General features: G+C 72.8%; 14 protein-coding genes. 7 read left to right on the forward strand and 7 right to left on the reverse strand.

The window, feature by feature from the left end; translation table 11 throughout:
* The first annotated feature begins 66 nt into the window (after positions 1-66).
* Positions 67-846 (forward strand): hypothetical protein, encoded by a 780-nt coding sequence (locus ACFYYB_RS38125; protein ID WP_389442511.1) that lies wholly within the window; start codon positions 67-69, stop codon positions 844-846.
* Here ACFYYB_RS38125 and ACFYYB_RS38130 read toward each other — a convergent pair.
* Together ACFYYB_RS38130 and ACFYYB_RS38135 are read right to left on the reverse strand one after the other, a co-directional pair.
* Positions 834-1,844 carry a DMT family transporter gene (locus ACFYYB_RS38130; protein WP_389442513.1) on the reverse strand — a complete coding sequence of 337 codons (1,011 nt, stop codon included), beginning with the start codon at positions 1,842-1,844 and terminating at the stop codon, positions 834-836. The genes ACFYYB_RS38125 and ACFYYB_RS38130 overlap by 13 nt on opposite strands.
* Before the next feature lie 47 nt (positions 1,845-1,891).
* On the reverse strand, positions 1,892-4,666 hold the full coding sequence (locus ACFYYB_RS38135) for an FAD-binding and (Fe-S)-binding domain-containing protein (RefSeq protein ID WP_389442516.1): 2,775 nt from the start codon (positions 4,664-4,666) through the stop codon (positions 1,892-1,894).
* Between the two features lie 117 nt (positions 4,667-4,783).
* Between ACFYYB_RS38135 and serC the strand changes: the two genes are divergently transcribed.
* From serC to ACFYYB_RS38150, 3 genes are all read left to right on the forward strand, one after another.
* Positions 4,784-5,902, forward strand: a complete 1,119-nt coding sequence (gene serC / locus ACFYYB_RS38140; RefSeq protein WP_389442518.1) for a phosphoserine transaminase — start codon at positions 4,784-4,786, stop codon at positions 5,900-5,902.
* A 344-nt stretch (positions 5,903-6,246) separates the two neighbouring features.
* The gene (locus ACFYYB_RS38145) at positions 6,247-7,056 is read left to right on the forward strand and encodes a hypothetical protein (protein ID WP_389442520.1); all 810 of its coding nucleotides are present in this window, start codon (positions 6,247-6,249) and stop codon (positions 7,054-7,056) included.
* Entirely contained in the window at positions 7,049-7,693 is a 645-nt protein-coding gene (locus tag ACFYYB_RS38150) for a class F sortase (RefSeq protein WP_389442522.1), read from the forward strand. The genes ACFYYB_RS38145 and ACFYYB_RS38150 overlap by 8 nt, the downstream gene beginning before the upstream one ends.
* Positions 7,694-7,709: 16 nt before the next feature.
* Here ACFYYB_RS38150 and ACFYYB_RS38155 read toward each other — a convergent pair whose 3' ends face one another.
* A complete protein-coding gene (locus ACFYYB_RS38155) occupies positions 7,710-8,294 on the reverse strand; it encodes a TerD family protein (protein ID WP_389442525.1) in 585 nt (194 codons plus the stop codon).
* Positions 8,295-8,471: 177 nt separating this feature from the next.
* Between ACFYYB_RS38155 and ACFYYB_RS38160 the strand changes: the two genes are divergently transcribed.
* Positions 8,472-11,642, forward strand: coding sequence for a sacsin N-terminal ATP-binding-like domain-containing protein (locus ACFYYB_RS38160; protein WP_389442528.1), 3,171 nt, complete (start codon positions 8,472-8,474; stop codon positions 11,640-11,642).
* Positions 11,643-11,735: 93 nt separating this feature from the next.
* Positions 11,736-13,364, forward strand: a complete 1,629-nt coding sequence (locus tag ACFYYB_RS38165; RefSeq protein WP_389442530.1) for a hypothetical protein — start codon at positions 11,736-11,738, stop codon at positions 13,362-13,364.
* Between the two features lie 6 nt (positions 13,365-13,370).
* On the opposite strand, the gene ACFYYB_RS38170 is transcribed toward ACFYYB_RS38165, so the two are convergent.
* Positions 13,371-14,354, reverse strand: a complete 984-nt coding sequence (locus tag ACFYYB_RS38170) for a DUF5937 family protein (protein ID WP_389442533.1) — start codon at positions 14,352-14,354, stop codon at positions 13,371-13,373.
* 87 nt (positions 14,355-14,441) lie between these two features.
* Between ACFYYB_RS38170 and ACFYYB_RS38175 the strand changes: the two genes are divergently transcribed.
* Entirely contained in the window at positions 14,442-15,632 is a 1,191-nt protein-coding gene (locus ACFYYB_RS38175; RefSeq protein WP_389442536.1) for an MFS transporter, read from the forward strand.
* 3 nt (positions 15,633-15,635) lie between these two features.
* Here the strand turns inward: ACFYYB_RS38175 and ACFYYB_RS38180 are convergent, their stop codons facing one another.
* The 3 genes from ACFYYB_RS38180 to ACFYYB_RS38190 form a co-directional block, all read right to left on the reverse strand.
* Entirely contained in the window at positions 15,636-16,079 is a 444-nt protein-coding gene (locus tag ACFYYB_RS38180; protein WP_389442539.1) for a hypothetical protein, read from the reverse strand.
* Entirely contained in the window at positions 16,076-16,369 is a 294-nt protein-coding gene (locus ACFYYB_RS38185; RefSeq protein WP_389442542.1) for a hypothetical protein, read from the reverse strand. The genes ACFYYB_RS38180 and ACFYYB_RS38185 overlap by 4 nt, the downstream gene beginning before the upstream one ends.
* A gap of 67 nt (positions 16,370-16,436) precedes the next feature.
* Positions 16,437-18,914, reverse strand: coding sequence for an HAD-IC family P-type ATPase (locus ACFYYB_RS38190; protein ID WP_389442545.1), 2,478 nt, complete (start codon positions 18,912-18,914; stop codon positions 16,437-16,439).
* Positions 18,915-18,979: the final 65 nt, after the last annotated feature.

An 18,979-nucleotide genomic window follows, 5' to 3' on the forward strand; every position in this document is an offset into this window, starting at 1 on the left:
CCGCACGCAGAGCCACACGCGGATGCCCACGCAGGTCCCCCCGCAGATCCACGGAAAGGTACGGCCATGCACGACTTGGGCGCTCCCGACGCGAAGGGCGCGAAGGACGGGCTGCACGAGCTGGACGGGTTCGAGAACGGGCTGATCGCGCGCTTCGAGGAGCATCCGGTCCTGGCGGGCGTCACCCGGCTGCCCGAGGAGGACTTCACCGCGCTCCTCCTCCAGCGGCGCTTCGTCTCGCTCGCGTTCACCCCGTCCTACGACCTGGCCATCGACCTCCTGCGCGACGAGGAGGGGCTGCGGATCGCCCGGATCATCCTGCGCGAGGAGTACCCGGGCGCCACGGGCCACGCGCCCTCGCACCGGGAGGACATGACCGAGGACCTGCGCCTGCTCGGAGTGTCCAGGGAGGCCCTCGTGGCGTCGAGGCCGACGGCCGCGACGCGGCGGGCCATCACCGACACCCTCGAACTGATCGCGGACGCGGGCGGCCACGCCGATTCCGACCTGCGGCTGCTGACCTTCCTGCGCTTCTGGGGCGAGGTGCTGGTCTCCGTCGAGTACGCGCGGCTGTGGGAGCGGATGGGGCCGCTGTTCACGGGCGAGGGCGGCGGCCGCAACCGTTCGCGGTTCTACCACCCGCACCTGGTCCACGACGCGAAGACGCATTCGCTCGCGACGGTGTCCCTGCTGTCCGACACCCACTCCGACCGGCTGGCCGCGCGGGTGACCGAGCTCCTCGGCCGGGCGGAAGGGCCGGACGGGGCGTCCGGAGCGGCCGGCTTCAGGGAGACCGAGGAACGCGCCCTGCGGCTCAAGACCGCCTTCTACGATCAGTTCGGCTGAGGCTCCGGCTGCGGATCCCGCAGGGGATCCTGCTGGGGCTTCCGCGGGCGGGTCTGTGAGCGGACCGCGCCCATGCTCGCCACGATGACCAGCGCGATCGCCGCCGCGTCGAGCGCCGACAGCGCCTGGTTCAGGATCAGGAACCCGGCCGTCGCGGCGATCGCGGGCTCCAGGCTCATCAGGATCGCGAAGGTCGGAGCCGGGAGCCTGCGCAGGGCGAGCAGCTCCAGCGTGTAGGGCAGCACCGAGGACAGCACCGCCACACCGAGGCCCAGGAGCAGGGTGCTCGGGCGCAGCAGGGCCGAGCCGGCCTCGATCACGCCGAGCGGCAGGGACAGTACGGCCGCCACGGCCATCGCCAGCGCCAGCCCGTCCGCCTGCGGGAAGCGGCGGCCGGTCCGCGCGCTGAACACGATGTACGCCGCCCACATGCCGCCCGCCGCGAGGGCGAAGGCCACGCCCAGCGGGTCGAGCCCGCCGAGGCCGCCTCCGCCGTGGGTGGACAGCAGGACGACTCCGGCCAGTGCCAGGCCGGCCCACAGCAGGTTCAGCAGCCGGCGGGAGACCACGACGGAGAGCACCAGGGGGCCCAGCACCTCCAGGGTGACGGCCGGGCCGAGGGGGATCCGGTCGATGGCCTGGTAGATGAACCCGTTCATGCCGGCCATGGTCACGCCGAACCACACCACGGTCGACCAGTCCGAGCGGGAGTACCCGCGCATCTTGGGCCGGCACACGAGCAGCAGCACCAGCGCGGCCGCGGCGAGGCGCAGCGTGACCACGCCGGCCGCGCCCGCCCGCGGCATGAGCATCACCGCGAGGGCGGCACCGAACTGCACCGAGACGCCCGCCGTGACCACCAGGGCGACCGGGCCGAAGCGGACCCGGAAGGAGCCGTCCGCGGGGGCGGGGACGAGGACCGGGGCCGGGGCGGTGGTCGTCGCTGGGGAGGGCTCGGTGCTCGGCGTGGTGCTCGGGGGGCAGGAGGGTGCGGACATTTCTCCAGATTAGGGGGTGAGTAAGGACCGTGCGTCCGTGTTTTGCCTTACATCTGGTGTACGTCCGCTTTCGGCAGGCCCCGCTCCAGGCCCTCCGCCAGGACTTCCGCCAGGTGGCGGGCCCGGCCGCCGGCCAGCTGCGCGATCTGGGTCCGGCAGGAGAACCCGTCCGCCAGCACCTCCGTCCCCGGCGCCGCCGCCCGCAGCGACGGCAGGAGCTGCTCCTCGGCGCAGGCCACGGAGACCTCGTGGTGGCCGGGCTCGAAGCCGAAGTTGCCCGCGAGCCCGCAGCAGCCGCCGCTGAGCTCGCCCGTCAGCCCGGCGCGCTCGCGCAGCCGGCGGTCGGGGCCGTCGCCGAGGACGGCGTGCTGGTGGCAGTGGGTCTGGCCGGCGACCGGCCGGTCGAGGCGGGGCGGCTGCCAGTGGGGGGCGTACTCCTCCAGGGTCTCGGCGAAGGTCCGGACGGCCGCTGCGAGACGGGGTGCGCGGGGGTCCTGCGGGAGCAGGGCGGGCAGGTCGGTGCGGAGCGCTGCCGCGCAGCTCGGTTCGAGGACGGTGACGGGCCCCCGCGGGTCGCCTACGGCGTCCAGGGTCCGGCGCAGGGTCCTGCGGGCGGCGTCGAGGCGGCCGGTGGAGATGTAGGTCAGCCCGCAGCAGACGGGGCCCGCCGGGACGCCGGTCTCCAGGCCGGCGGCCCGCAGCACCCGCACGGCGGCATGACCGGCCTCGGGAGCGAGGTACTCCGTGAACGTGTCCGGCCACACCGTCACAACGGTCCCGGGCGCGCCCTGCGGGCGGCCGTCCCCCACCCGCCCGGCAGGGCCCGCCCACCCGCGGGTGAACGGGGTCCGGGCCAGGCGGGGCAGGGGGCGGGCCCGCTCCAGGCCCGGGACACGGAGGAAGCGGGAGAGGAGGTTCAGGGGGCCGGCCAGGCGGAGGGCCGCGATCAGGCGGAGCCATGCCGGCAGCCCGCCCAGGGCGTAGTGGGAGAGCGGGCGCAGCCGGCCCGCCCAGTGGCGGTGGAGGAACTCCGCCTTGTAGGAGGCCATGTCGACCCCGACCGGGCAATCGCTGCGGCAGCCCTTGCAGCCGAGGCAGAGATCCAGCGCCTCGGCGACCTCCGCCGAACGCCAGCCGTCCCGGATGACCTCCCCGGCCAGCATCTCGTGCAGCAGCCGCGCCCGCCCCCGCGTGGAGTGGCGCTCCTCGCCCGTGGCCCGGTACGACGGGCACATCACCCCCGGCCCCCCGACCTCGGTCGACCGGCACTTGGCGACGCCCACGCACCGCGCCACCTCCCCCGCGAACCCGGAGGGCGGCAGCACCGCGAAGCGGAGGTTCTCGTCGAGGCGGGCCGGGCGGACCAGGATCCCGGGGTTCATGCCGCCCGCCGGGTCCCAGACCCGCTTGTAGGCCTCGAAGAGCCCGATCACCGCGGGCCCGTACATCCTCGGCAGCAGCTCCGCCCGCGCCTGCCCGTCCCCGTGCTCCCCGGAGAGGGAGCCGCCGTGTGCGACCACGAGGTCGGCGAGGTCCGAGGAGAAGGCCCGGAAGCGGGCCACGCCGGGCGGCGACACCAGGTCGAAGTCGATCCGCACGTGCACACAGCCCTCGCCGAAGTGGCCGTACGGGGATCCACGCAGCCCGTGCTCCGCCAGCAGGGCCCGGAATTCCCGCAGGTAGGCGCCGAGCCGGGCGGGCGGTACCGCGCAGTCCTCCCAGCCGGGCCAGGCCATCGTCCCGTCGGGCATCCGCGTCGCGGTGCCCGCCGCGTCCTCGCGGATCCGCCACAGGGCCCGCTGCGCCGCCGGGTCGGTGAGCAGCAGGCCGTCCACCGCGTCGGAGGCCCGCAGCACGGCCCGGGCCGCGCCCTCGTCGCGCATCTCCACGAACAGCCAGGCCCCGCCCCGCGGGAGCCCGCAGGCGGCCCCGCCCACCAGATCGGCGGCCATCCCCTCCACGGTCAGCGGACGGTACCCGAGCAGCCCCGCGGCAGCCTCCGCCGCCGCGCTCTCGTCGGCGTACCCGAGGACGGCCAGCGCCGGGGCGGCCGGCAGCTCGACGAGCCGTACGACCGCCTCGGTGACCACGCCGAGCGTGCCCTCGCTGCCGCAGAACGCCCGGGCCACCCCGGTGCCCCGCTCGGGGAGCAGCGCGTCCAAGCCCCCGTAGCCGGAGATCCGCCGCGCGAAGCCGTCGGCCGGGCCGCCCGCCATGCCGGTGCGCAGGACGGCCAGGTTCCCCGACACCAGCTCCCGCAGCCCGTCGGGCGCGCCCTGCCAGCCGGTGCCGAGCCGGTAGGGGGAGCCGCCGTACGCCGTCACCGCCAGCTCGGCGACGTTGTCGGCGGTGGTTCCCCAGGCCACGGAGTGGGCCCCGCAGGCGTTGTTGCCGATCATCCCGCCGAGCGTGCACCGGGAGTGCGTGGAGGGGTCCGGCCCGAAGGTCAGCCCGTGCGGGCGGGCCGCGTCCCGCAGCCGGTCCAGGACCAGGCCGGGCTGGACGACGGCGGTGCGGGCGGCCGGGTCGAGGGAGACGAGGGCGTTCATGTGGCGGGTGAGGTCCAGGACGACCCCGACGCCCGTCGCCTGGCCCGCGATGGAGGTGCCGCCCCCGCGCGGGACGACCGGGACCCCGGCCCCGGCGCACACCGCGAGCGCGGCGGCCACGTCCTCGGCGTCGCGCGGCGCGACCACGCCGACCGGGACGCGGCGGTAGTTCGAGGCGTCCATCGTCGTCAGGGCCCGGGCGGCGGCGCCGAAGTCGACCTCCCCGCGCAGGTTCTTCCGCAAGGTCCGTTCGAGTTCACCGGGTGAGGTCACGGCGGACAGCCTGCCACCGGCTCCCGGCCGCTCCGAGCAGCTCCCGCCTCTACGCGCGTCATCTCATCGGGTGGACGCGGTTCCGAGGCGTGGACCCGGACCCGATACGCTCGGCTCGTGGCCGAGATCCAGATTCCCGCTGACATCAAGCCCGCCGACGGACGCTTCGGCGCGGGCCCCTCCAAGGTGCGGACCGAGGCGCTGGACGCCCTCGCCGCCACCGGTACCTCCCTGATCGGCACCTCCCACCGCCAGGCTCCGGTCAAGAACCTGGTCGGATCGGTGCGCCAGGGCCTCCGGGACCTCTTCTCCCTCCCCGAGGGCTACGAGGTGATCCTGGGCAACGGCGGCTCCACCGCCTTCTGGGACATCGCGACCGCCGGTCTCATCGAGCGGAAGTCGCAGCACCTCACCTTCGGCGAGTTCTCCTCCAAGTTCGCCAGCGCCGCGAAGTCCGCGCCGTGGCTGGACGCGCCGACGGTGATCTCCTCCGACCCGGGCACCCACCCGGACCCGGTGGCCGAGGCGGGCGTGGACGTGTACGCGTACACCCACAACGAGACCTCGACGGGTGTCGCGGCGCCGATCAAGCGCGTCGCGGGCGCCGACGCGGGTTCGCTCGTGCTGGTGGACGCGACCTCGGGCGCCGGCGGTCTGCCGGTGGACATCACCGAGACCGACGTCTACTACTTCGCCCCGCAGAAGTCCTTCGCCTCCGACGGCGGCCTGTGGCTGGCGGCGTTCTCGCCGGCGGCCCTGGAGCGCGCGGCCCGCGTGCACGCCTCCGGCCGGCACATCCCGGAGTTCTTCTCGCTGCCGACGGCGATCGACAACTCGCTGAAGAACCAGACGTACAACACCCCGGCGCTCTCCACCCTCTTCCTGCTGGACCAGCAGCTGGAGTGGATGAACAGCCAGGGCGGTCTGGAGTTCACGACCGGCCGTACGTCGGCCAGCGCGGCCCACCTGTACGGCTGGGCCGAGGCGTCGAAGTACGCCAGCCCGTTCGTCGCGGACTCCGCCAAGCGCTCGGCCGTCATCGGCACGATCGACTTCTCGGACGACATCGACGCGGCGGCGGTCGCCAAGGTGCTGCGCGCCAACGGCATCGTGGACACCGAGCCCTACCGCAAGCTCGGCCGCAACCAGCTCCGCATCGCGATGTTCCCGGCGATCGACCCGGCGGACGTGCAGGCGCTGACGGCCTGCGTGGACTTCGTGATCGAAGCCCTCTGACCCACACGCTCCGCAGCCCCTGGTGACGTCCCGTCACCGGGGGCTTCGCGTTGTCCGGGCCCCCGCCGGAAAGGTGCTGAACAGACCCTGAGACGGTCCTGAACGGGCCCTGAAGAACGACGTGCCGCGCACGGCCCGGAATCCCGGGACCTTGGTCCCAAAAATCGGGGCAAAGAGCCCGCAAACGGAAGATCCCCACCCCCGCCTCCGCCTGCGGCTTTATGCCCAGGGACCTTCGGCAGGGGGCCCTCCCGGCCCCTCGGAGGGGCGCAACCAACCACCCCAGGATGTCCCTCATGTCTGGTGTGCCGGGAACGAACCCCGGCCCGTTCAGGAGGAACCCCATGCGCAAGGCACTTACCTTCTCGGCGATCGCCCTCGCCTCGTCTATGGCCCTGGCCGTCCCCACCGCCGCGTTCGCGGCCGACGGCACCCCGGCCGCACACGCCAGCGCGAGCGCCGACGCCAAGACCGCCCCGGTGGCCCTGAAGCTCTCGCCCTCCTCCGGCAAGCCGGGCGACTCCGTCCAGATGTCGATGGAGGTTCCCGACGGCTCGACGAACCTGTCGATCTCCTCCGAGGCCCTGAACAACGTCAAGATGACCGACGGGCGCGGCGCCACCGCCACGATCGCCAAGGTCGCCGACGGCAACTACGGCATCTCCCTCACCGGCACCGGCCCCAAGGGCGAGAAGCTCCAGGCCACCGCCACCATCACGGTCAAGGACGGCAAGCCCACCCCGAAGCCGACCCCCACCCCGGCCGACTCCACGCTGAGCCTGTCCCGGGACCACGGCAAGCCGGGCGAGAAGATCCAGGTCACCATCAAGACGGCGCCCAACGAGAAGAGCGCCTTCATCAAGTCCGACGCCTTCGGCGGCCAGGTCAACCTGAAGAGCAACGGCAAGGGCACCTGGACCGGCACCGCGGTCGTCGCCAAGGACGTCAAGTCCGGCTACTACGGCGTCGAGGCCTACGCGGGCGGCACGAAGTTCGACACCGTCAAGTTCTCCACCGACGCCACCGGCCCGGTCACCCCGAAGCCGAAGCCCACCCCGGTCGACCCGAGCCACCACAAGACCCCCAAGGGTTCCGTGAACACCGGCCAGGCTCCGCTCGGCTGGGTCCCCTCGGACGTCGCGAACCATGGCTGAGCGCTCCACCTCTGAAGGCGCCCCCCGCCGGAGCGGCCGCGCACTGCGCGTGGCCGCCCTGGCGGGCGCCGCGGGCCTCACGGCCTTCCTGATCACTTCCTGCGGCTCCGGCGGCGACGCCGGCGGCAACGCGGTCAAGAACAACCCGGCCGACGCCACGAACGCCTCGGTGCTGAGCGCCTCCGTCCCGGACCGCATCGTGATCCCGGACATCAAGGTCGACGCCCCGCTCGACGCCGTCGGACTCGACGCCCAGGGCGCCATGAAGGAGCCCGACTTCGACAAGCCCAAGGACGCGGCCTGGTACAAGGAGGGCCCGACCCCCGGGGAGAAGGGCGCGGCCGCCATCGTCGGGCACATGGACACCCCTCAGGCGCCCGAGGCCGTCTTCTACAACCTCAAGAAGCTGAAGAAGGACGAGAAGATCGAGGTCCACCGCGACGACGGCTCCACCGCCGTCTTCGCCGTGGACGAGGTCGACACCTTCAAGAAGGACCAGTTCCCCACCGACAAGGTCTACGGGGACACCCACGGCAAGGCCGAGCTCCGCGTCATCACCTGCGGCGGCAACCTCACCAAGGACCGCCACTGGGACGCCAACGTGGTGGTGTTCGCGCACCTCGTGGGCAAGGCGTAGCCCGCTGATCGGGCGCTTACTTCGCCACGGCGAAACGCATCAGGGCCTGCTCGTCGCCCGGCTTGATCTTCCCGGTCTGGTTGATGACCTGGAGCTTCCAGCCCGCCCCGTCCCGGATCGCCTTCGCCACGGCGCAGCCGTTGTCCGTGCCGAGCAGGCTCGGCCAGATGTCGGCGACCTGCTGAGCGCTGCCGCCCGTGGCGTCGTACACCTTGAAGCTGATGTTGCGGGCGCTCTGGAAGGAACTGCCCTTCTTGTACGCGGCGGCGACGAAGACGATGGACGTGACGTTGCCCGGTATCCGGGCGAACTCGACGGTCACCGTCTCGTCGTCGCCTTCGCCGTGGCCGGTCTGGTTGTCGCCGCTGTGCAGCAGCGAGCCGTTGCCCATGGGGTCCAGGGAGTCGAGGCCCGCGAGGCGGACCGGGTCCGCACCCTGCATCGCGATCGCGATGAGGTCCAGGTCCGTCCCGACCTTCCGCTTGAGCTTGCCCAGCAGGCCGCCGCTGCTGCCCACGGTGGGGTCCCACGAGACCCCGATGGACAGGTGGGTTACGCCGCCCAGGTCCGCGGGGCCGTCTTCCTTGGTGAGCGTGATCATGCGCAATCCTCACAAATAGCAGTGCGATACCGACTCCTGAAGTCTGCCTGACGCCGCTTCGTTTGCGGAGCCGCTCGACGTACGCGATACCTTCGGGACCTCGGCATCCGGTGTTCCGCGGATGCCGTACGGCGCGATACGGCGCGGTACATCGCAGTGCAGCTTGGAGGCAGCAGCGTGAGCGTGCGAGTGACGGCGGCCCAGGACGGCGTGGACCCCTTCGGCACGGCCCGGCTGCGGCGCGGGGTGCTCGACGCCTGGGGCGCGGGCCCGGCCCGGTTCCGTGAGGACGCCAACGCCGAGGAGGACCTGGCGCTCGGCGGCTACCGCGACCGGCTCGTCATCGAGCTCGCGCAGAACGCCGCCGACGCGGCCGCCCGCGCCGGAGTTCCCGGCCGGCTGCGGCTCACCCTGCACGCGGGCACCGACCAGCCCGACGGGCACGCGCTGCTCGCCGTCTCCAACACCGGCTCCCCGCTGGACGCCACCGGCGTGGAGTCGCTGTCCACGCTGCGCGCCTCCGCCAAGCGCGACGACTCCTCCGGAAGCGTCGGCCGCTTCGGCGTCGGCTTCGCCGCCGTCCTGGCCGTCTCCGACGAGCCCGCCGTCCTGGGCCGGCACGGTGGCGTGCGCTGGTCCCTGGCCGAGGCCCGCGAGCTGGCCCGAGGGGCCGCCGTCGGCAGCTCCGGACTCGGCGAGGAGCTGCGCCGCCGCGACGGCCACGTCCCGCTGCTGCGGCTGCCGCTGCCCGCCGAGGGAACCGCGCCCGAGGGGTACGACACCGTCGTGGTCCTCCCGCTGCGCGACGCCGCCGCCGAGGAGCTGGCCGGGCGGCTGCTCGCCGCCGTGGACGACGCCCTGCTGCTGACCCTGCCGGGGCTCGCCGAGGTCGTCGTCGACACACCGGCCGGGGGCGTGCGGACCCTGACCCGCCGCGTCGAAGGCCCGTACACCGTCATCGCCGACTCCGCCTCGGACATCAAGCGCTGGCGCACCGTGCGCCACTCCGGCCCCATCGAGAAGACGCTGCTCGCCGACCGGCCCGTCGAGGAACGGCTGCGACCCGTCTGGGCGGTGTCCTGGTCCGTGCCCGTCGACGCCGAAGGCGCCCCGGTCCGCCCGGCGACCGCCGCCGTGGTGCACGCGCCGACCCCGACCGACGAACCGCTCGGCATCCCCGCGCTGCTCATCGCGACCCTGCCGCTGGACACCACCCGCCGGCACCCCGCGCCGGGGCCGCTGACCGACTTCCTCGTGGAGCGCGCCGCCGACGCATACGCCGAACTGCTGGGCTCCTGGGACCCGGTGAGCACCGCGCTCGTGGACCTCGTACCGGGCCCGCTCGGCAAGGGCGAGCTCGACGGGGCCCTGCGCGCGGCCGTCATCGCGCGGCTGCCCCGCACCGCCTTCCTCGCGCCCGCCGCCCCCGCCGAGGCGCCGGCCGAGGGGGAGCCCGAAGAGCGGTCCGCCCTGCGCCCCTTCGAGGCGGAGGTGGTGGAGGGCGCGGGCGCCGACACCGTACGGGTCCTCGCGGAGGTGTTGCCGACCCTGCTCCCGGCCGGGCTGGAACGCCGCCCCGAACTGCGCACCCTGGGCGTGGGCCGGCTGCCGCTGGGCGAGGCCATCGAGCGGATCGCCGGCATCGAGCGGACCCCGGAGTGGTGGTACCGGCTCTACGACAGCCTCGCCGGGGTCGACCCCGACCGGCTCTCCGGGCTCCCCGTGCCGCTGGCCGACGGCCGCACCGCGATCGGGCCCCGGCACCTGCTGCTGCCCGGCGCGGACTCTTCCCGGTCGGCCGGTTCGCGGTCGGGCAGTCCCGAGAGCCTGGCCCGGCTCGGTCTGAAGGTGGCCCACCCCGACGCGGTGCACCCGCTGCTGGAGAAGCTCGGCGCGCTCCCGGCGAGCCCGCGCGCCGTCCTGACCACCCCGCAGGTGCGGGCGGCCGTCGCGGCCTCCCTGGACTCCGGGGAGATCTGGGACGAGGACGCCCTCGACCCCGAGGAGCTGGCCGACATCGTGCTGGGCCTGGTCCGCGACGCCGAGCTCTCCCCCGGCGACGAGCCGTGGCTGGGCGCGCTCGCCCTGCCCGACGAGGACGGCGAGCCGACCCCGGCCGGCGAACTGCTGCTGCCCGGCTCCCCGCTGGCCTCCGTGGTCCGCGAGGACGAGATCCCGTACGTGGACGCCGAGTTGGTGGAGCGCTGGGACGAGCGGACCCTCACCGCCGTGGGCGTACTCGCCGCCTTCCAGCTGGTCCGCGCCACCGACGTGGTCCTGGACCCCGACGAACTGGAGCCCCGCGACGGGGACTTCGCCGAGCCCGACGACGCCGGTCTGCTCGACGCCGTCGACGTGTGGTGCGAGGACCTCCTGGACCAGCTCCCCGACACCCCCGTGCCGCCGGTCGCCACCGAGCTGGTCGCCGTGCGGGACCTCGACCTGGTCGACGACGACCGCTGGCCCCAGGCCCTGGCCATGCTGGCGCAGCCTCCCTTCCGGGACGCCCTGACCCAGCCCGTGCGGGTCCTGCTCCCGGACGGCACCACCCGGTCCGTGCGCTCGTACACCGCCTGGTGGCTGCGCGACCACCCGGTCCTGGACGGCCGCCGCCCGGCCGGCCTGCGCTCGGCGGGCGGCGACCCGCTGCTGGCGGGCCTCTACACCCCGGCGGACGCCACCGGCTTCGAGGACGAGCAGGTCCTGCGGGCCCTGGGCGTACGCACCACCGTGCCCGCCCTGCTGGAGGAGCCGGGCGGCGCCGCCGAGCTGCTCGGCCGCCTCGCCGACCCGGACCGGGAGGTCGGCGGACGTCAACTGCACGGCCTGTACGGGGCATTGGCCGACCTGGACCCCGAACAGGTCACCCTGCCCGACGAGCTGCGCGCGGTCGTGGACGGCGAGGTGGTCGTGGTCGACGCGGCGGACGCGCTGATCGCGGACGCCCCGGACCTGCTCCCCCTGACGGCGGGCCTCCCGCTCCTCCCCGTCGCCCCGTCCCGGGCCGCCGACCTGGCGGAGCTGTTCCAGGTCCGGCGCCTCTCGGAGACCGTCCCGGCGGAGGTCACCACCGAGGGCGAGGAGCACGAGGTCCCCGAATCGGTGCACCAGCTCCTGGGCCCGGCCACCCCCAAGAGCTACGTGGAGCACGAGGAACTCCAGGCGGGCGGCGTCGAGCTCGACTGGCGCCGCACCCCGGACGGCACCCTGCACGCCTCCACCCTGGAGGGCGTCGCGGCGGCCCTCGCCTGGGCGGCGGGCCAGTGGCCGCGCCGCTTCGAGGTGGCGGCCCTGCTGGAGGACCCGTCGCGGACGGCGGAACTGGCCCGGGACCGCTGGTTCGACTGACCGGCCCGCTCGCGCGCCGGCCCGCCCGTACAACCATCGGGCGGGCTGGGCAGTCCCCTTGGGTGATCGTTGAACGAATCTCCGGGGGGACGAATGAAGCTGCGTTTCGGTGCCGCGCTCTGCACCATGACCGCCATGGCGGCCGTACTGGCCCTGCCCACGGCCGCCCACGCCGAGGACCCCTTCCAGCCCGGGTCGCTCTACACGAGCGCCAAGGACGAGAAGATCAGGCTGTGGAGCGACAACACGCCGCCCGAGAGCGGGCCCAAGAACCTCAAGGTCCACCTGCGCAAGAAGGGCCAGAGCACCCGGGTCGCCACCCTCACGGAGTTCAAGGACGTACCCGACCAGTGCGGGTTCGAGTGCGACAGCCTCTACGACGTGGAAGCGGACGTGCCCAAGCTCCCCGCGCTCGGCGAGTACACCGTGGACCTGCAGTACACCGGCACCAAGGGCGAGACCATCCTGCACAAGGACCGGGCCACCCTGAACTACCGGATCCGACCGTACTTCGAGAACGTGAAGGCCTCCGACCACATCTCCCAGGCAGACCGGGAGACGGTGCTCTCGGGTGACATCAAGGTCTACGACCCCAGCACCGACACCCGCAAGCCCTACGCGGGCGCCGCGTTCACGGCCGAGACCGGCGGGGTCACCACCGCCCTGGTGACGGACGCGCAGGGTCACTTCGCCTCCGACGTCACGGTCACCGGTTTCGAGCACGGCTCGTGGTTCGACGAGACCTGGCACCAGACCCCCATCGACCTCGCGACCCAGGTGGACGGAGTCAAGGTCAAGGACTCCCTGTGGGTCGAGGTGGACACCATCAACGCGCGCATCACCATGGACTCCCCGACCGTGTCCGGCCCCTACGCCACCTACGGCAAGATCAGCGGCGCCGTCACCTGGGAGGCTCCCGACGGCACGTGGAAGCCGGTGCCCGCCGGGGCCGACACCGGGGGCAGCGGATCCGCCGAGCGCACGGACGCCGCCGGCCGGTTCAGCCACACGGTCTTGTTCGACGGAGACCGGAGCCTGAGCGTCACCGCGGCCGGACCGTGGCTGAAGTCTCCGTCCCAGCAGGTGTGGCTGGACACCACGGCCGGTACCTCCTTCTCGGAATTCTCCGTCGACATGGACCAGTACAAGAGGGTCACCGCGAGGGCCTCGTTCAAGCGGGCCGCCATCCCGGACTCGGTCAAGACCCTGAAGGTCGAGGTCCAGCAGTCGCCTGACGGCAAGACCGGCTGGACCACCCGCGCGACCGTGGACGTCCCCGCCCCGTCCGCCGATCTCATCGAGGCGCGGGTGCCCGGCACGGGCCCGGGCTTCGTCCGGCTGCGCTACGCCGGCACCACGGCCATCCGCGGATCCGAGTCGAAGGCCGTCGAGATCCCGCAGCGGACGCTGACGTCGATCCCGGAGTTCAACGCCGCGCCCGAACCGGTCAAGAAGGGCAAGCCCATCACGGTCACCGGCAAGCTGAAGCACGCCGACCCGACGTGGAAGCCCCTCGCCGGCCAGACCGTCCACTACTACTTCCGCCCGGCCGGAACCACCACCTGGAAGATGATGGGCAACTCCAAGACCGCCGCCGACGGCACCTTCACCAAGAGCTTCACCGCCTCCCGGACCGGTTCCTGGAAGGCCCGCTACTTCCGGGCCGACGCCACCCACCTCTACTCGGTGAGCCGCGTGGACGAGGTCGCCGTCACTCCATAACGCTGCTCACCCCACCGGCGTGAGCAGCGCGTCCGCGATGGCCGTTCGGGCGTACAGCACCGAACGGCCGGCGCGGTGGCCGGTGACCAGGCCCGCGTCGCGCAGCGCCGTGAGGTGCTGGGAGACCGCCGCGGCGGACAGGCCGCTGTGGCGGGCCAGTTGGGTGGTGGAGGCCGGGGTGTCGAGCTCGGCGAGCAGCAGGGTCCGGGAGCGGCCCAGTACGGCGGCCACCGCGTCGGTGGCCTTGGTCGCGCGGGGCTCCCAGAGACCGCCGATCCCCCGTGCCGGGTAGGCCAGTTGGAGCGGATCGGGGGCCACCGAGCGGGTCAGGACCCGCGGCCAGGCGAAGGCGGAGGGCACCAGCAGCAGTCCGGGCCCGGTCTGGGCGCGGGTCAGCGCGCAGGCCCGGCGGACCATGCGCAGGGTGCCCGAGTCCCAGGTCACGGTGGAGTGGAGCTCGTTGAGGACGTGGGCGGAGCCGTGCTCGGCGACCTGCCGGGCCCGGTGGAACACGTCGGCTTCGAGCAGCTGGCGGATCCGGGGCCAGTAGGGGGCGAGCGCGAGTTCCCAGTAGGTCCGGATCTCGTCGGTGACCTTCTCCAGTACGGCTTCGGGGTCCTCGTGGAGCAGCCTCAGGCGCGCGACCGGCCGGTTCTTCGTCGCGATCGTCGCCAGGTCGGCGCGCACGTTGTCCGGGCCGCAGGCGCGGATGGCCGCGAGCTCTTCGTCCAGTTCGGGGAAGGGGCCGGCCGGGGTCGGGTTGAGGAAGTCCGCGAGGTAGCCGCCGCCCGGGATCAGGGCGGCGAGCCAGCCCCGGTCCAGGCCCGCGCTCAGCAGCCGGGGCCGCACCTGGGCGGCCCAGCGGCGGTGCAGCGGCGGGTCGGTCTCCGCGTGCAGCAGCCGGAAGCTGGTGACGACCTCCCACATCGGGGACACCGAGAAGCGGGTCTGCGCCAAATCGGCGGCCGAGAAGTTCAGTTCGTATTCCATGGTTCCGCGTACCCCCGCCGCCGCCCGTTGGATTCGGCCCCACCTTAATCAATAGGACCCGCGGCCGTCCCCCCGCAGGCTCCTCTCATGCCCTCCTCCTTCCGCGGACTCCCGCCCCTCGTCTGGACCCTCTTCGCCGGTACGGTCGTCAACCGGCTCGGCTACCTCGTCACCCCGTTCCTGGTCTTCCTCCTCGCCGACCGGGGCATCACCGGCTCCGACATCTCCTTCGTCCTCGGCGCGCTGGGCGCCGGCCACCTGCTCGGCCCGGCCCTCGGCGGACTGCTCGCCGACCGGATCGGCCGCCGCCCGACCATGCTGATCGGGCTCATCGGCTCCGCCGTCGCCCAGGGAGCCCTGTTCCTGGCCCCCGGGCTCTGGACGATGGCCGTCTCCGCGCTGCTCCTCAGCACCGCCGGAGCCACCGTGGGGCCCGCCGCGTTCGCGCTGCTCGCCGACTCGGTGGACACCGGGTGGCGGCAGCGCGCGTACGCCCTGTTCAACTGGGGCGTGAACATCGGCACGGCCGTCGCCGGTGTCCTCGGCGGTTTCCTCGCCGCGCACGGGTACTGGCTGCTCTTCGCCGTCGACGCCGGTTCCGCCCTCGTCTACGCGACCGTGGTCGCGACCCGGCTGCGCGAGCCGGCCCGCACCGCCCCGACCAAGGCCTCGGGCCTGGGCTACGGGGTCGTCCTGCGCGACCGGCTGATGATGCTGCTGCTCCCGCTGCTCGGCATCCAGCTGTTCGTGTACTCGCTGACCGAGGTGGCGCTGCCGCTGGCCGTCCGCGACAGCGGCCTCTCGCCGGCCGTGTACGGGGCCCTGGCCGCGGTCAACGCCGTCCTGGTGGTGGCCCTGCAGCCGTTCGTGACCACCCGCCTGTCGGGGCTGCCGCAGCTGCCGGTGCTGGCCGCGGGCAGCGTCCTGGTCGCCGCCGGGGTGGCGCTGACCGGGGTCGCGGACTCCGTCACCGGGTACGTGGTCTCGGTGGTCGTCTGGTCGCTCGGCGAGGTGGCCGTGGCCGGCATCGCGGCTTCGCTGGTGGCCGACCTGGCCCCGGCGGACGCCCGCGGCCGCTACCAGGGCGCCTTCAGCTGGACCTGGGGCACGGCCCGCTTCTCCGCCCTGACGGCGGGCGTCGCCCTGTACACCGGGGTCGGCCCGGCGGTCCTGTGGTGGGGCTCCCTCATCGCGGGCCTCCTCGCCGCGGCGGCGATCCTGGGCCTGCGCGGCCGGATCGCGATGCGCGCGGAGCGGGACCTCGACTTGGCGGCATGAGGATCAAATGGGCTCGACCCACACCGGGTGATCACCGAGCAGCCGCCGCAAGTCGTCGGCATCCGAAGTCAGCACAATGACGCGGTCTCCCCGGCCTGCGGCCTCGAGCGCGACGGAGCCGAGAACGGCATCGATCGCGTACTTGTGACCATGCAGCCTCGCCTCCTTCAGGAGGGAACGCGCGGTGGCGATCATGGCGTCATTCGTGTGGACGACCTCCATCCTGGACAAGGTCCAGTCCCAGGTCTTGGGCAGCACACCCGCCTTCGGATCCCAGGCCTCCAGGGTCGTGAGTCCAGAGGTCACCACCCGGACATCACTGTGCGCCGCAGCCTTCACATAGGCCGACAAGACCTCGTCGCCGCGCACCGCTCGGGAGAGCGCCTCGCAGTCGAAGACGAACGTACGCGGCGCGGGCACGACCCGCCGGTTGACCCGGGGGGTCACGCGGCAGCCTGCCGTCCTGGTTCGGGCTGCTGGGCCGGCACCCCGGTCCGGCGCTCTTCATACCAGGCGTCGATGGCCTCGATCCGGTCGAGTACCGAGTCGTACGCCTCGTCGCTTACCGGCCCGTACTCCTGCTCCAAATGGTCCGACAGTTCATGCAGCTTGTCCTGCGCGATTCTGCGCTCGACGGCGGCGGCCACGTACGCGGACACCCCTCGGGCGGACACGCGCTCCTTGATGCTCTCGAACACCTCTGCCGGCAGGGTGACGGTGACCTTCTTCATTGCCATAGTCCAACTATGAAACTGGTGCGGCCCACCTGTCGATCCCTCGTGGGAGTGAGCCACGGGGGTGAACCTACGCCGGGAACCTCCGGTCCACCCACCGGAAGGTGAACTCGATCAGGACGGCCGCCACGGCGGCGATGCCGACGGCGGTCCACGGCATCACGGCGCCCTCCAGCTTGAGCTGGAAGAAGTCCTGGAGCCAGGGCACGACGAGCACGATCAGGAACGCCAGGCCCATCGCGCCGACCAGGCCGACCCGCCACCAGGTGTACGGGCGGGCGATGATCGCCAGCACCCACATCGAGGTCAGGAACAGCGCGAGCGTCGCGGCACTGGTCTCGGCCTTGAGGGCGTCGGGGCCGGAGTAGTGGTGGCGGGCGATCACGTAGGTCACGAAGCAGGAGACGGCGGCGATGACGCCTCCCGGGATCGCGTACCGCATCACGCGTTTCACGAAGTGCGGCTTGGCCCGCTCCTTGTTCGGCGCCAGAGCGAGGAAGAAGGCCGGGATGCCGATGGTCAGCGTGGACAGCAGCGTCAGGTGGCGCGGCAGGAACGGGTACTCGACCTGGGAGCAGACCACCAGGACGGCCAGCAGCACCGAGTAGACCGTCTTCGTGAGGAAGAGGGTGGCGACGCGGGTGATGTTGCCGATGACCCGGCGGCCCTCGGCGACCACCGAGGGCAGGGTGGAGAAGCTGTTGTTGAGGAGCACGATCTGCGCGACGGCCCGGGTGGCCTCCGAGCCGGAGCCCATCGAGACGCCGATGTCGGCGTCCTTGAGCGCGAGCACGTCGTTGACCCCGTCGCCGGTCATCGCGACCGTGTGGCCCCGGGACTGGAGGGCGGCGACCATGTCGCGCTTCTGCTGCGGGGTGACCCGCCCGAAGACGGCGTTCTGGTCGAGCACCTCGGCCATGGCGCCCTGTTCGGTGGGCAGCTTGCGGGCGTCGACGGTGTTCTCGGCACCGGGCAGGCCCAGCTTGCCGGCGACCGCGCCGACCGAGACGGCGTTGTCCCCGGAGATGACCTTGGCCTTGACGCCCTGGTCCTCGAAGTAGCGCAGGGTGTCGGCGGCGTCGGGGCGCAGCCGCTGCTCCAGGACGACCAGGGCGGTCGGCTTGACCCCGGTGGCCACGGCCGGGTCGTCGAGTTCACGGGCGGCCCGGCCCAGCAGGAGGACCCGTAGGCCCTGTTCGTTGAGCTCGTTGATCTCCTCCAGGGCCGGGTCCCCGGCCGGGAGCAGCACGTCGGGGGCGCCGAGCAGCCAGGTGTTGTTCTCGCCGTCGCCCTCGCTGAAGCTGGCGCCGCTGTACTTGCGGGCGGAGGAGAAGGGCAGCGATTCGGTGCAGCGCCACTCGGCGCTGTCGGGGTAGGCGTCGATGATCGCCTGGAGGCTCGCGTTGGGTCGCGGGTCGCTCTCGCCGAGCGCGCCGAGGACCTTCTTGACGTACGCGGCGTCCGCGCCGCCGAGCGGGCGGCACTCGGTGACGTCCATGCCGCCCTCGGTGAGGGTGCCGGTCTTGTCGAGGCAGACCACGTCGACGCGGGCGAGCCCCTCGATGGCGGGCAGCTCCTGCACCAGGCACTGCTTGCGGCCGAGCCGGATGACGCCGATGGCGAAGGCGACGGAGGTGAGGAGGACGAGGCCTTCGGGGATCATCGGGACGATGCCGCCGACGGTGCGGGCGATGGCGTCCTTGAGGTTCTTGTCCTTGACGATCAGCTGGCTGATGATCAGGCCGATGGAGGTCGGGATCATCATCCAGGTGACGTACTTGAGGATGGTGGAAATGCCGGAGCGCAGCTCGGAGTGGACGAGCGTGAACCGGGAGGCCTCTTCGGCGAGCTGGGCGGCGTAGGCCTCGCGGCCGACCTTGGTGGCGGTGAAGGCGCCGCCGCCGGCGACGACGAACGACCCGGACATGACCGGGTCGCCGGGCTTCTTCAGGACCGGGTCGGCCTCGCCGGTGAGGAGGGATTCGTCGATCTCCAGGCCGTCGGCCTCGCCGACGAGCCCGTCGACGACGACCTTGTCGCCGGGGCCGAGCTCGATGACGTCGTCGAGGACGATCTCGGAGGTGGAGATCTCGGCGGTGCGGCCGTCCCGGCGGACGCTGGGCTTGGCCTCGCCGATGACGGCGAGGCTGTCCAGGGTCTTCTTGGCGCGCATCTCCTGGATGATGCCGATGCCGGTGTTCGCGATGATCACGAAGCCGAAGAGGCTGTCCTGGATCGGCGCGACGAAGAACATGACCACCCAGAGCACGCCGATGATGGCGTTGAAGCGGGTGAAGACGTTGGCGCGGACGATCTCGGACGTGGAGCGGCTGCTGCGAACGGGCACGTCGTTGACGGCTCCGCGGGCGACGCGCTCGGCGACTTCGGCGGTGCTGAGGCCTGCCGGCTTGAACCGGGGTGCGGGTGGCTTGACCGGGTGGACGGGATCGAGCTCGGCCCCCGCGTCGATGGCGGTCCCGGCTGGTGCGGGGCCGGCGCCGGCGCCCGGCTCCGGTCCCTCTGATTCGATCTGCGCCCGCTCCGTCATGGTTCCGACGTTAAGGGGCGATTCCCCCACTCACCCGCCGAAAGATACGAAGATCCGACTTCCGG

Origin of the sequence: Streptomyces sp. NPDC002886, assembly GCF_042888445.1 — a bacterium.
In the GTDB taxonomy this organism is placed as follows: Bacteria; Actinomycetota; Actinomycetes; order Streptomycetales; family Streptomycetaceae; genus Streptomyces.

What these genes read in the sequence shown, in the direction of transcription:
- ACFYYB_RS38125 (WP_389442511.1), top strand. Translation starts at nt 67, where the DNA reads ATGCACGACTTGGGCGCTCCCGACGCGAAGGGCGCGAAGGACGGGCTG.
- ACFYYB_RS38130 (WP_389442513.1), bottom strand. Translation starts at nt 1,844, where the DNA reads ATGTCCGCACCCTCCTGCCCCCCGAGCACCACGCCGAGCACCGAGCCC.
- ACFYYB_RS38145 (WP_389442520.1), top strand. Translation starts at nt 6,247, where the DNA reads ATGCGCAAGGCACTTACCTTCTCGGCGATCGCCCTCGCCTCGTCTATG.
- ACFYYB_RS38150 (WP_389442522.1), top strand. Translation starts at nt 7,049, where the DNA reads ATGGCTGAGCGCTCCACCTCTGAAGGCGCCCCCCGCCGGAGCGGCCGC.
- ACFYYB_RS38155 (WP_389442525.1), bottom strand. Translation starts at nt 8,294, where the DNA reads ATGATCACGCTCACCAAGGAAGACGGCCCCGCGGACCTGGGCGGCGTA.
- ACFYYB_RS38165 (WP_389442530.1), top strand. Translation starts at nt 11,736, where the DNA reads ATGAAGCTGCGTTTCGGTGCCGCGCTCTGCACCATGACCGCCATGGCG.
- ACFYYB_RS38170 (WP_389442533.1), bottom strand. Translation starts at nt 14,354, where the DNA reads ATGGAATACGAACTGAACTTCTCGGCCGCCGATTTGGCGCAGACCCGC.
- ACFYYB_RS38175 (WP_389442536.1), top strand. Translation starts at nt 14,442, where the DNA reads ATGCCCTCCTCCTTCCGCGGACTCCCGCCCCTCGTCTGGACCCTCTTC.
- ACFYYB_RS38185 (WP_389442542.1), bottom strand. Translation starts at nt 16,369, where the DNA reads ATGGCAATGAAGAAGGTCACCGTCACCCTGCCGGCAGAGGTGTTCGAG.
- ACFYYB_RS38190 (WP_389442545.1), bottom strand. Translation starts at nt 18,914, where the DNA reads ATGACGGAGCGGGCGCAGATCGAATCAGAGGGACCGGAGCCGGGCGCC.